The 12,812-nt window shown below is 55.1% G+C and carries 10 protein-coding genes; all 10 read right to left on the bottom strand.

The genetic code is table 11. From position 1 onward, the window contains the following. Window positions 1-121: 121 nt before the first annotated feature. On the bottom strand, window positions 122-3,700 hold the full coding sequence (gene nifJ, locus QEH52_RS12415; RefSeq protein ID WP_308950848.1) for a pyruvate:ferredoxin (flavodoxin) oxidoreductase: 3,579 nt from the start codon (window positions 3,698-3,700) through the stop codon (window positions 122-124). Window positions 3,701-3,838: 138 nt separating this feature from the next. Beyond that, window positions 3,839-4,297, bottom strand: a complete 459-nt coding sequence (locus QEH52_RS12410) for a flavodoxin domain-containing protein (RefSeq protein WP_308950846.1) — start codon at window positions 4,295-4,297, stop codon at window positions 3,839-3,841. Between the two features lie 10 nt (window positions 4,298-4,307). Beyond that, window positions 4,308-5,429 carry a homocitrate synthase/isopropylmalate synthase family protein gene (locus QEH52_RS12405; protein WP_308950845.1) on the bottom strand — a complete coding sequence of 374 codons (1,122 nt, stop codon included), beginning with the start codon at window positions 5,427-5,429 and terminating at the stop codon, window positions 4,308-4,310. A gap of 31 nt (window positions 5,430-5,460) precedes the next feature. Next, window positions 5,461-5,769, bottom strand: a complete 309-nt coding sequence (locus QEH52_RS12400; protein ID WP_308950843.1) for a (2Fe-2S) ferredoxin domain-containing protein — start codon at window positions 5,767-5,769, stop codon at window positions 5,461-5,463. Window positions 5,770-6,071: 302 nt separating this feature from the next. After that, window positions 6,072-7,382 (bottom strand): radical SAM protein, encoded by a 1,311-nt coding sequence (locus QEH52_RS12395; RefSeq protein ID WP_308950841.1) that lies wholly within the window; start codon window positions 7,380-7,382, stop codon window positions 6,072-6,074. A gap of 27 nt (window positions 7,383-7,409) precedes the next feature. Further along, on the bottom strand, window positions 7,410-8,810 hold the full coding sequence (locus QEH52_RS12390; RefSeq protein WP_425609288.1) for a nitrogenase component 1: 1,401 nt from the start codon (window positions 8,808-8,810) through the stop codon (window positions 7,410-7,412). Further along, entirely contained in the window at window positions 8,810-10,204 is a 1,395-nt protein-coding gene (gene nifE / locus QEH52_RS12385; RefSeq protein ID WP_308950837.1) for a nitrogenase iron-molybdenum cofactor biosynthesis protein NifE, read from the bottom strand. Before nifE ends, QEH52_RS12390 begins: the two co-directional genes overlap by 1 nt. Before the next feature lie 39 nt (window positions 10,205-10,243). Then, window positions 10,244-10,744, bottom strand: coding sequence for a ferritin (locus QEH52_RS12380; protein WP_308950835.1), 501 nt, complete (start codon window positions 10,742-10,744; stop codon window positions 10,244-10,246). Window positions 10,745-10,866: 122 nt separating this feature from the next. After that, window positions 10,867-11,307 carry a Dps family protein gene (locus QEH52_RS12375; protein WP_308950834.1) on the bottom strand — a complete coding sequence of 147 codons (441 nt, stop codon included), beginning with the start codon at window positions 11,305-11,307 and terminating at the stop codon, window positions 10,867-10,869. 110 nt (window positions 11,308-11,417) lie between these two features. Next, window positions 11,418-12,794, bottom strand: coding sequence for a nitrogenase component 1 (locus QEH52_RS12370; protein WP_345785472.1), 1,377 nt, complete (start codon window positions 12,792-12,794; stop codon window positions 11,418-11,420). Between the last annotated feature and the right edge of the window lie 18 nt (window positions 12,795-12,812).

Below are 12,812 nucleotides of genomic sequence, written 5' to 3'. Positions count from 1 at the left end.
GATGTTTCAGCCATCCAAAACTTATTAGATCCTTTTCATTCAAAGTACAGATATTGTTGCTGGCTTATCATATTTTTAATATGCAATGGCATTGTAACAAGTCGCGCCCCTACGTTTTTTATCAGCCCCAGCCGTCCTCATCCTCCTCTTCGTCTTCACCGCCGACTGCAGCGAGTTTCTCAAGTCGACTCCAGCGGGCATCAATGCGCTCTTGCGCGAGTTTGAATAGGCTGGCGGCACGCTCCGGATTGGCGCGTTCTAATACGCGGAAGCGGTTCTCTTTGCGCATGAACTCCTCAACTGAGAGCGAGGGCTCAAAGGATTCGAGCCGGAAGGCAGGCACGTCGGTGCCCGTCTTGCTGGGATCGAAACGATAGATTGGCCAGTAGCCACTCTCCACCGCAGCCTTTTGCCGGTCGGGTCCCAGCGCGAGGTCGATGCCATGGGCGAGACATGGGCCGTAGGCGAGTATGAGTGAAGGACCGTCGTAAGCTTCGGCTTCGCGGATGACTTCGATGGCTTGTTGTTCATTGGCGCCGAGTGCGATCTGTGCCACATAAATGCCGCCGTAGCTCATCGCGATTTGACCGAGGTCTTTTTTCGGGATCGCTTTGCCCGCGGCTGCGAACTTCGCAGTGGCACCGATCGGGGTGGACTTACTGGCTTGGCCGCCGGTATTGGAATACACCTCAGTGTCGAGCACCAGCACGTTGACATTTTCCCCTGAGGCGAGCACATGGTCGAGCCCGCCAAAGCCGATGTCGTAGGCCCATCCATCTCCGCCCACGATCCAAGTGGTCTTGGGCACGATGTATTCGAGTTGCTCTAGTAGGCGCTTCGCTTCTGGTGAGTGAATGCCTTGGAGCTTGGCTCTGGCTTGTTTGATGGATTTCTTTTGGTCCTGCTTCGAAGCACTGCTTGCATTGAGTAGCGAGCTGACGAGTTCAGCGCCAAGTGCTTCGCTGTTGCGTTCTACTAGTAGGCGCGCACTTTCCGTGCGGTGCTTGGCAGATAGGTGCAGACCCAGACCGAACTCAGCATTGTCTTCGAAGAGTGAATTGGCCCAAGCGGGGCCTTTGCCATCGTCAGCAGTGCAATACGGCGTGGTGGGCAAGTTACCTCCGTAGATAGAGGAGCAACCTGTCGCATTGGCCATTAGCAGGCGATCGCCAAAGAGTTGCGTCAGGCTGCGCACATAGGGGGTTTGTGTGCAACCGGCGCAGGCACCTGAGAATTCGAAGAGAGGCTTGCGCAGCGGCAAGTTCTTCGCGGTGATTTTGGCATCGTCGATTTCTTGTGCGGGCAAGGATTGAAAGAAGCTGAGATTCTTCTTTTCCTTTTCCAGTAGTGCATCGATCGGCGACATTTCGATCGCACGTTTGCCTTCAGCATCACGCGCGGGGCAGAGCTCGACGCAGGCGTTGCAGCCAGTGCAGTCTTCGGGGAAGACTTGCAGTGTGAATGCTTTGCCCTCGCCGCCGGGTGCTTTGTAGTCGGCTGAGGGGAAATGTATTGGCGACATATCGAGTATGTCCTTGTCGTAGACGGCTGGGCGAATCGCAGCGTGGGGACAGAACATCGCGCACTTGTTACACTGGGTGCAGGTCTCTGAATTCCAAACAGGGATCTCTGCGGCGATCTTGCGCTTCTCATACTGTGAAGTGCCTGTCGGCCAGACGCCGTCGACGGGGAAGGCGCTGACGGGCAGTAAGTCACCTTGCCCTGCCAGTAGACGCGCTGTGACGTTCTTGACGAAGTCGGGCGCTTTTTCGGGCACCCATTGCACTGGCACCCTCTCTGCAGTGGCTGCCTCTGGCAGTTCGACGGGTTCCAGATAGGCGAGCGCAGCGTCGACCGCAGCGCAGTTCATTTCTACAATTTTCGGTCCTTTGCGGCCGTAGGTTTTTTCAATGGCCTTCTTGATCAAGTCAATGGCTTGATTGGTGGGGATCACATCGCTCAGGGCAAAGAAACAGACCTGCATGATGGTGTTGGTGCGACGCCCCATGCCGACTTCACTTGCGACCTTATAGGCATCTATCACGTAAAGTTTGGCGTCTTTTGCAATCAGTCCCTCTTGCACTTCACGTGGTAAGTGTTGCCAGATCTCGTCCTTGCCATACGGGCTGTTGATCAAGAAGGTGCCCCCTTGGCTGAGCGAGTCGAGCATCTCGACACGTCCTAGAAACTGCGGTTGGTGGCAACCGATAAAGCTGGCTTCGTCGATTAAGTAAGGTGCTTTAATCAGATCTTTGCCGAAGCGCAGGTGCGAGGTGGTCAGGCCGCCGGACTTCTTGGAATCGTAAACAAAGTAGGCCTGCGTATTTAGATCGGTGGCTTCGCCGATGATCTTGATCGTATTCTTGTTGGCGCCCACTGTGCCGTCCGATCCTAGGCCGAAGAACATGGCGGCGGTGGTGCCGGCTTGCTTGAGTGTGAAGCTGGGATCGTAATCGAGTGAGAGCTCGGTCACGTCATCACGAATGCCGACGGTGAAGTGATCCTTGGGGCGATCCTGTAGTAGATTTTCGAATACGGCCTTGGCCATTGCAGGCGTGAATTCCTTTGAGCCCAGACCATAGCGTCCACCCACAACCAGTGGGTCGACTTCACGGCAGGCATTGACGCAGCGACTGCCTTTGCGGCAAGCCAGTGACACATCGAGGTAGAGCGGCTCCCCGAGGCAGCCGGGCTCTTTGGTGCGGTCCAGCACTGCCACGGAACGCACGCTTTGCGGCATCGCCTGGTGGAAGGCGTGTGCAAAGAAGGGGCGGTATAGGCGCACGGCCACCACGCCGTATTTTGTGCCTGAGGTGGCGTTTAAATATTCCGCAGTCTCTGCAGCGGTTTCGACCCCAGAGCCCATCATGACGATGACTTGTTCGGCTTCTGGATGGCCGTAGTATTCAAAAAGCTTGTATTTGCGCCCTGTCAGTAGCGCGAATTGATCCATCAAGTCTTGCACGATTTTCGGCGTAGCTTTGACGAAGGAATTGACCGCTTCGCGGGTCTGAAAATAGATGTCTGGATTTTGAGCGGTGCCACGTACGGTTGGCTTGTCGGGCGTGAGGGCACGCCCGTAGAAGCCTGCGAGTGCATCCGGATCAAGTAAACTGTTGAGCACCGAGTCGGGCAGCAGATCGAGCGAATTGATCTCGTGTGAAGTGCGGAAGCCGTCGAAAAAGTGCATGAAGGGCAAGCGCGAGGCCAAACTGGCGGCGTGTGCGATCGCGGCCATGTCCTGTGCTTCTTGCACGGAGTTGGAGACCAACTGTGCCACGCCTGTTTGGCGACAGGCCATGACATCACTATGATCTCCAAAGATGGAGAGTGAGTTGGTCGCGATAGCGCGCGCTGAGACGTGGAAGACACTTGGCGTCAGCTCACCGGCCAGTTTGTAGAGGATCGGGATCATCAACAATAGACCTTGCGAGGCGGTAAAGGTGGTGCTCAGCGTGCCGCCCATAGCGGTGCCGTGAAGTGTGCCTGCGGCACCGCCTTCACTTTGGAGTTGCATGACTTTTGGCAGCTCGCCCCAAAGGTTGACTTGCCCTGCGGCAGACCACTCATCGCAGAGCTCGGCCATAGAAGTGGAGGGAGTGATTGGATAAATCGAGATGAGCTCACTCATCCGGTAAGCCACCTTTGCGACGGCTTCGTTCGCATCGAGTGTGATGCGTGTTGTTGATTCGTTTTTCATAAAGATGTAGGGGCTTCACTTGTGAACGCCCGCAGTGGTTGTTGGCTTTTCGCTTCGGCCGAATTGGCGGCTCGGTGACTTAGGCTCGGATGGCTTTGCATACGCGGGCGTGACAAGTCGCGCCCCTACGTTTTATTTCTACTTTTTGATGCCGTAGACGCCGGCCATTGTTTTCCAGAATTTCTTAGACCAGCCGATGTAGCTGACCATGAAATCTGCGCCTAGGTCGGTGCGGGGGAGGACTGCGGTGGCACCTAATTCAGTGAGCCGGGCATCGACTTTTTTACCGCACTCACAGAAGAGCGGGTACTCGGTGTCACCGAGAGCGAGCACGGTGTATTGTTTACCTTCGAGGCTGATGTCTGTGCTGGTAAGCGCTTCGTAGAATGGAACGCACTTGGGCGGTGGGGCACCATCGTCCCAGGTGGAGATGATCACGACAAATGGGTGATCGATACTCTCGAGGGCTGCGGCTTCATAAGTGGCTAGGTCGACGACATCGACCTCCACTCCATTCTTTTCGCCTTTCTTGGCGACTTTTTGGGCCAATCCCTTGGCGTTGCCTGTTTCTGTTCCGTAGAATACTGTCAGTTTCATGTTCTGTTTCCTATATTGAGCGTTTGAAAAAATGTGAGAGTTCATCCTCATTGAGTGCGCGGCCCAGTTGGGTGGCAGTTTCGCGGATGCGAGGCAGTAATTGCTCGGCCTGGCTTTGTAGCAGAGTCCAACCCATTTGGCTGGCTGCTTCGATTAATGCGCGGCAACTGGAGTGGCGGCCGATGACATGTGGGGGGCGTTTGTGCCCGATGGCTTCGGGGCTGAGGACTTCATAACTCGCACTGTCTTGCATCTGGCCGCTGCAATGGATGCCGGACTCATGGGTGAAGCTCCCTTTGCCCGTTACTGGCTTGTCCCATTTGAGGCGACGATTTGAGGCTTTCGCGACCAGATCGCTGAGCGATGCCAGACGGCTAATGTCCAGGCCGAGGTCGATTTGAGCCGCACACAGCAGTGCGGTGGCGACCTCTTCCAGCGGTGCATTGCCCGCGCGTTCGCCGAGCCCGTTGACGGTGACGCTGGCGGAGTCGGCGCCTGCCTGCAGGGCGGTGACGCTGTTGGCGGTGGCCATGCCAAGGTCATTGTGACCGTGAAACTCGATTTCGATATCTGCGCAGGTGCGTAAGCTCTGAATTATTTGATACGTTTGTATTGGATTTAATCTTCCTGTTGTATCTGCATATCGAATACGTTTTGCTCCGAAACTTTGGGCCGCGTGCATGAATAATTTCAAGAATTCACTGTCGGCGCGGGAGGCGTCTTGTGCACCTATGGTGAAATACTCGAAATGATCCGCTGCGATACGGCTGATGGACTCCATTGTTTTGAACACCCATGCGGCATCTTTTTTCCAGATGCGCTGATGCAGTTCACTGGCTGGAAGTGAGAAATGAAAGCCGTCGGCGCCGGAGCCCATGGCGGCGCGTAAGTCTTCGACCGTGGCGCGCCCCCAGGTTAGTATTTTACATTGTAGGCCGCTGGCGGCAATCATGCGGATGTGTGCGCGTTCACTGGCCCCCATCGCAGGAATTCCAACTTCCAATTCGGGTAAGCCGAGTGCATCCAGCTCGCGCGCGATCTGGAGCTTTTCAGAGAGCGCGAAAACGACGCCAGCGGCTTGTTCGCCGTCGCGTAGTGTCGTGTCGATTAAATAGGGAGCTTTGGATGGCATCTTATGCAGGTCGTGGCCTGATTCAATGGTTCTAGTCAGCGATGAGGTTGGTTTCGCAGAGTTCGCCGTCTTCAATCGAGTCGAGTATTTCGTCGATCAACTCTTCGGTCGCGTGCTCGTAAAAGTGACCGCCCGGGTAGTCGATTACGACCGGGCCGCGGGTGCACATGTTGAGACAACCGGTCATGGAGACCTCAACGCCGTTGAGCATGCGGTCTTGGATTTCGCCTTGGGTGTACGAGAGCAGGGCGACGGATTCTTTGTTGCAGCAGACGCCCTTGAGCTCGCCAGTGGCGCGGGCGCTGCCGCAGATGAATAGGTGGTGTTCGGGTTTGTTCATGGATGGATGAATGATGAATGATGAGTGATGAGTGATGAATGATGAATGATGAGTGATGAGTGATGAATGATGAATGATGAGTGATGGGGGATGAATGATGAATGATGAGTGATGGGGGATGAATGATGGGGGCTGATTGGTTTGCTTTTCGTAGGGGCGCGACTTGTCACGCCCGTGGTGTTGCTGGTTTTTTATTGTATTAGGTTGATGCGCTTTGGCTTAGGATCGGCGGTCTTCACAAGTGAAGCCCCTACGTTTGCCTTTCGTTTCGGGAGCCGCGTGGGACGTAGTCCTTTACGCGGTTAGCCGCAGCCGGTGCCGTCGCCACCGCAGCTAACGCCTGCGCCGCAGGATTTGAATTCCCGTCTAAGCGAAGGCGCGAGGGGCTGTGCGTGGAAAATATGGCTGAGTCCGTCGTCGATCATGCCGGCCATTTCGATGACTTGAATGCCCGCTTTGGTGAGTGCATTTTTGGGCGAAGAGCCCGCTGCGTTGACGAGAATCGCGCGGCAATCCTTGAGGCTGTCAGAGAGCGCTCCCCAGCGGTTGTCACGTCCGCCAGGAGCCGGGGCGGGGCGGGTCTCGATTTGGATGAATTCTTCTTCGTCTTCTGGATCGATGCCGAAGATGGTGAACTCGCGAGCCTCGCCGAGGTGTTGGTTGACCAGCATGCCTTCGCGGGTGGCCACGGCCACGTAAGGGCGGTTCTCCTTGGGATTAATGGGGAGGCGTGAGCACGATTGGATGAGTTCGTGGATGTCTTCAGACATTGGCTCACTGAGCTTACCAATCGCATCGGCGCGGCAGCGCGCGCAGTGTGTCATTTGGTTGACGTAGTCGCCACACTTCAGGCGTAGTGCGAAGCGCATCTTGGCGTCGGGCTCGGTCAAATTTTCAAACGCGGTGTCCTTGGTGGGGAGCAGCGGAATGCAGTTCATTATGTCGGCCCCCATGCCAGAGACTTGTTTGGCAATTTCCGGAATGTGCTCGTCGTTGACGCCAGGGACGATGATCGAGTTGATCTTGGCAATCATGCCGTATTGTTTTATCCAGCGGATAGCTTGCAGTTGCTTCTCGATCATTAGCTCGCCAGCAGCTGTGCCGCGGTAGATGCGGGTGTTGTCACGAGCCCAAGCGTAGATCTTGCCCGCGACTTCGGGGTCGGTGCCATTCATGGTGATCGTGACATGGCTGACTTGTAGCTCTGCGAGTTGCTTGACGTAGTCTTCGGTTAAGCCCAGCCCGTTGGTGGATAGGCATAAGATGATTTTCGGGAAGGCCTCACGCACTAGACGAAACGTTTCCATGGTGGCCTCTGCATTGGCGAAAGGATCTCCAGGCCCGGCGATGCCGACCACAGCAATGTCGTCCCGCTTCTCCATGATCTTTTCGAGATAGGCGAGCGCTTGACCGGGGGATAGGATCGTAGAGGTGACACCGGGGCGGCTCTCGTTGACGCAATCAAAGTCGCGGTTGCAGTAGTTGCACTGAATGTTGCACTTCGGAGCGACGGGCAGGTGAATGCGCCCGTGGGTCGAACAAGCCTCCTTGTTGAAGCAAGGATGGTTGTCTAAGTTAATTTCTGAAGGTTTCGGTGCGTCGTTTGTGCTCATGGTATAAATGCTTTTAATGAGTGATGGTTATAGGTAGCTGTATCCAGTTTCCGAATACTTCTGTTTAGCTTCGAGGAAGGCGTTGACCACGCGGTCGAATATTTGCTGGGTGCCGCGGTAGCCGACATAGAGTTGGCGCTGGCCGCCGATGCGGTCGTGAATAGGGAAGCCACAGCGTAGTAGTGGGATGCCTAATTCACGCGCGAGAGGGTAGCCCTTGCTGGAGCCGATTAAGAGGTCTGGCTTGCGCTCGCGGGCCCGGCTCGCAAGTTTGGCATGGTCGACTCCAGTGAGTGCCTCGACATCGGCCATGCCGCCTTCGATTTCGTTGTGGAGCAGCTCTTTCCATTGTGGTGTTTTGGAGCCTGTGGCGCAGAGGATGGGGCGGACGCCGATCTCGCTGAGGAAGGCGGCCATCCCAATCACAAAGTCCGGTTCGCCATAGAGGGCGGCCGTTTTTCCAGATACGTATTTATGGGCGTCGACGTAGGCATCCACCAGACGGGCGCGTTCATCGGCGATCTCCGAGGGCATTTCGCGACCGGAGATCTCGGATAATGAAGTGAATAGTTGATCGCTGAGTCGAATGCCGATCGGCCAGCCGAGTGAATGGAGCGGCACGCCACAGGCACTTTTCAGATAGCTGCCCGCGCTTTGTTTCACATTCGCTTGGCTGTGGCTGAGCTCCAGTGTGGCGGTGGAGGCGCCCATTTCCTCGATCTCTTCCAGCGAAGTGCCGCCGGGGGAGATGCGGTGGTAGGCGTCCCAACTGCCGCCTTCCAGGGTGGCGTTGTAGTCTGGTAACAGTGTGCTGCTGAGCCCGTAGCGCTCGCAGAGCTCGCGTAGATGGCGCAGGTCGGCGCAGGACATCATGGCCGGGATGATGTTGACACGATGGGACAGGCGGAAATTGGACGGTAGTGCGAATTTTTTAACGATCGCCAGCGTGGTGGCAAAGTAGCCGTCGCTATGGGTGCCGCTGTAAGCCGGTGTGGATACATGCACCAGTGGGGGACCCTCCGCTTGGTGATTATCCTGATAGGTCTTGATCATGCCGAGCATGTGATCCCCGATGGTTTCAGAGAGGCAGGTGGTGGCGACGCCGATCAGTTCGGGCTGGTATTGGCTGATGACGTTTTCGATCCCCAATTCAAAATTGCGGGCACCTCCGAAGATCGCGTCGTCTTCGCTAAAGCTGGAAGAGGCGATATCGACCGGCTCGCGAAAGTGGCTGATCATGTAGCGACGGATATAGGTGGCGCAGCCTTGGCTGCCGTGTAGAAAGGGGAGGCAGCCGCGGATGCCTTTAAAGACCATGGCCGCACCCAGTGGGGCGCAGAGTTTGCAGGCGTTACGAGTGGCGGCTTCGGGCTCAGGGCCGAGGGCAGGTGTGCCTGCGGTGGTGGTGCAATCTGTATTCGTTGCGATCAATCGTTGCCTGGGTTTAGGTGGATGTTTGTTTTGAAGCTCCGGCGCGGCGCGAATTTCCAAACGGGGCTGAGCACGCTGCGGGCGACCTCATCGGCGAAGTGCAACATGCCCTCGAAGCCGGCCAGTGGGATCTTGCGCTCGTGGTTATGGTCACAGAATGCAACGCCCAGCTTGTAGGCGATGGGGCGCTCTTTGACGCCTCCGATGAAGAGATCGACGTCCTTCTCCAATACGAATTTGGCCAGTTCGAGTGGATTGGAGTCATCGACGATGACGGTGCCGGGGTCGCAGATCTCTTTGAGTTGCTCGTAATCTTCGGCATTGCCAGTCTGTGTGCCAGCTAGCACGGTTTGCATGCCGAGTGCGCGCAGTGCCAGCACTAGGGAAAAGGCCTTGAAGGCGCCTCCGACATAGAGTGCTGCTTTCTTTCCCTTCAGCTGCTTTTTATAGGCTTTGATCCTGGGCGCATACTTGGCGATTTCTTCGCGCACCAGTGCCTCGGCTTTATCCATCATCTCGGAATCGCCGAAATGTTCTGCGGTATCGTAAAGTGCTTGAGCGGTGTCTTCAAAGCCGAAGAAGGAGACACGCTTCATGGGAATGCCGTGCTTGTCTTCCAGTAGTTTGGACAGTTGCGTCATGGAACCAGAACATTGCACTAGATTGAGCGAGGCTCCATGACAGCGGCGTAGGTCATCGACGCGGCCGTCGCCGGTGATGGTGGCCACGACTTGCACGCCGATGCGTTCAAAGTATTTGCGTATCATCCAGGCCTCACCTGCGATGTTGAATTCGCCCATTAGGTTAATGCTGTGTTTTTTTATGCCATCCGTCTTAGCGGTGCCGACCAGTTTATAAGCAGCTTCGCAGGCGGCTTGGTAGCCGCTTTTATTGGTGCCTTTAAAACCTGGAGAGTCGACCGGGATGCAGTCGATGCCAGTCATTTGCGTGACTTGTTTGCAAATGGCTTCGACGTCGTCACCGATCAAACCGACAATGCAAGTTGAATACACAAAGGCGGCTTTAGGCTTATAAAACTCGATCAACTCGATCAGCGAGGCTTTGAGTTTCTTTTCGCCGCCGAAGATCACTTCCTTTTCTGCAAGATCGGTTGAGAAACTGTTGCGATGTAATTGCGGTCCCGAGGAGAGGGATCCGCGTATGTCCCAATTATAAACGGCGCAACCGATCGGACCATGCACGATATGCAGTGCATCGGCGATGGGGTAGAGCACGACACGTGAGCCGCAGAATGCACAGGCGCGTTGCGTGACGGCGCCGGCAGTGCTCTTGCGGTCACAAGCAAACTCCTTGCTGGAGCCTTTGGTCCAGACTTGAGCCGCCCTGTCGTCAAGAACGTGGATGCTTTCGCCTGTTTGGTCTGGTGTCATATGGCTGCTGTCGCGGTAAGTGGAAGTCGGTATTCCTCATTACGCTGCGTCAGCAGCGTTCAGTTCTTTAACGATATGACGATCGAGATTATAAATGGCTCCAGAGCATTCGGCGCGCTTTGTGAGCGTGACCATGGTGGATGCCCAGGACTCTTCTTCGACTTGCTCTTCAATCAGTGACAGCAGCAGTGGAAAGGAGGCGAAGTCGCTGACTTCTTGGGAAATGGCGTAGCATTGGTGAATGTTGGCGCTATTGCGTTGTTCGAGCGTTTCGGCCAGTTGCGCGACTTCAATCAGTTTGGTGAACTCGACGGTGGGTGCCTCCAGCGCAGTGAGTTTGGGCATGACACCACGGTCCAATAAGTGGCGAATAAATTTGTCAGCGTGCTCCAGTTCTTCGGCGGCTTGTGCAAAGAAAAATTTGGCGAAGCCGTTGTAGTCCCGGTCGTCGCACCAGATCGCCATGGCGCGGTAGGCGTGAGCAGCATAGAGCTCGTGATTGGCTTGATTGGTGAGCGCGGCTTGAATGGATGGATTCATGTATGTGATGGATTATGTTGGTGTTGATTAAGGATGAACCGGGCCCGATGCCGTGTTTTTTCGTGTCATGAGTGAGTGCTTACGCGGCACGCCATTGAGCCCGGGGCATCCGAAATAACGTTTTATTTGCCCAGTGTAGATTTGATTAGCCAAATCTCCTTTTCTAGTTTGATGATCAGGCCACTTAGCATGTCCTGAGTTGGAATGTCGCCTTCGGCGAGGCCATCCGCTTTTTTCGCGGCTTCGATGAAATGCTGGAAGTCCTTGATCAGGCTCTCCATTACGAAACCAGGTTTGAAATGGTCTCCGCTTTCATCTTCGAGTGTGGCTAATTCCAAATAACCACTGACTGTCGCGACAGGCTTATCTTCAAGTTGTAGAATGCGTTCAGCGACGTCGTCGAATAGTCCAAAGAAGTAGTCGTAGTAACCCTCCGTGATTTCGTGGATGGTATAAAACTGCATGCCGTATACGTTCCAGTGATAGTTATGCAGTTTGGCGATCATGACGTGCATGTCGGAGAGAATCACATTTAACGCTTTTGTTAGTTCAGTTTGTTTCATTGTAGATTTTTGTAATAGGCGGTTTTGAAAAAAAATATCCGGCACTTGTAGCAGGCTGCAGTATGGCACGAACAGGTGTGAAAGATCTGCTACAAGGCCGGAAAGTTGATTTAGAGCACGAGCTCGATGTTCTCGTCGGCGTCCTCGCGGTCGCGTTTGTCCAGGAAGGCATCTGTGATCTTTTCGACGATTCGTAGGCCACCGGCATATCCCAAAGTGGGGAAGGCACGGTGTCCGACGCGGTCGAGAATCGGGAAGCCGAAGCGGACGAAGGGGAGGTTTTCGGACTTAGCGACGAACTTGCCGTAAGTGTTGCCCATCAGCAGATCAACCGGGTTGGCCTTTACCCATTGGTGTAGATAATGGATGTCCGAGAAAGAACGTACTTCGACGTTCTCATTTACCGGTTTGCAGATCTCGCGAATCTTAGCTTCCCACTTTTTGCCACGTGTGCCACTCACGACGATGGCGGGCTCCATGCCGATCTCGACCAGGAAGCTGACCATGCTGGTGAGGTTGTCTGGGTCGCCGAAGATAGCGACTTTCTTCTTGTGCAGATATTGCGACATGTCGCTGATCATATCGATTAAGCGGCCACGTTCGCGCTCGAGTTCGCGTGGTACTGAAGTATCACCGGCGAGGCGTAAGGCGTTGAGATACGCATCGGTAGCGGCGACACCGATTGGGAGTTCTAGGACCTGACTTGGGACTTGGCACTTTTTCTCGAGTGTGGTTGCTGCGGTGGTGCTCGCTAAAGGACCCATGGCAAGGGTCAAGAAGCTGTCACCCATTGCTTTGAGATCGTCGATGGTGGTGCCACCTTCGGGATACATTTCGTATTTACCGTCCATCGCGCTATCCAGCACATCGGAGGTGTCGGGTGTCATGATGAACTCGACGCCGACCAGCGTCGCGAGGCGTTTGAGCTCGCGCATATCGGCTGGCTCGACCCAACCAGGGAAGAGGTTGATCACGTTTTTGGTTTCCCCCGTCGATTCTGACAGATACTTGACGAAGGCCTCGCATTGATTGGCAAAGCCCGTGACGTGGCTGCCGACAAAGCTCGGAGTGTTGGCGTGGATGGCGATCTTACCCTCAGGGATGATGCCTTCGACGGTGGACTTCTTGATAATGGTCGGGATGTCGTCCCCTATCACCTCGGAGAGGCAAGTGGTGTGGACCGCGACGATATCAGGATTGTAGATCGAGAAGATATTACTGAATGCAGTCTTCAAGTTGGCGAGTCCGCCGAAGACGGATGCCCCTTCGGTGAAGGAACTGGTCGTGGCGACGATGGGCTCCTTGTGGTGACGGGTCAGGTGACTGCGATGATACGCACAGCAACCTTGTGAGCCGTGTGAGTGTGGCATGCACTTGTGAATGCCGAGAGCGGCATACATGGCGCCGATCGGTTGACAGGTTTTTGCCGGATTGACGCGAAGTGCTTTACGTTCGCGGATTTCAGCTGTGGTTCCTTCTAACATGATTATAGTTCTCCAGTGTTC

This window comes from Thalassobacterium maritimum (assembly GCF_031127805.1).
GTDB classification, from domain to species: Bacteria; Verrucomicrobiota; Verrucomicrobiia; order Opitutales; family Coraliomargaritaceae; genus Thalassobacterium; species Thalassobacterium maritimum.
Note: the sequence above shows the minus strand (reverse complement) of the source record. Positions and strands in the feature narration are given on the sequence as shown.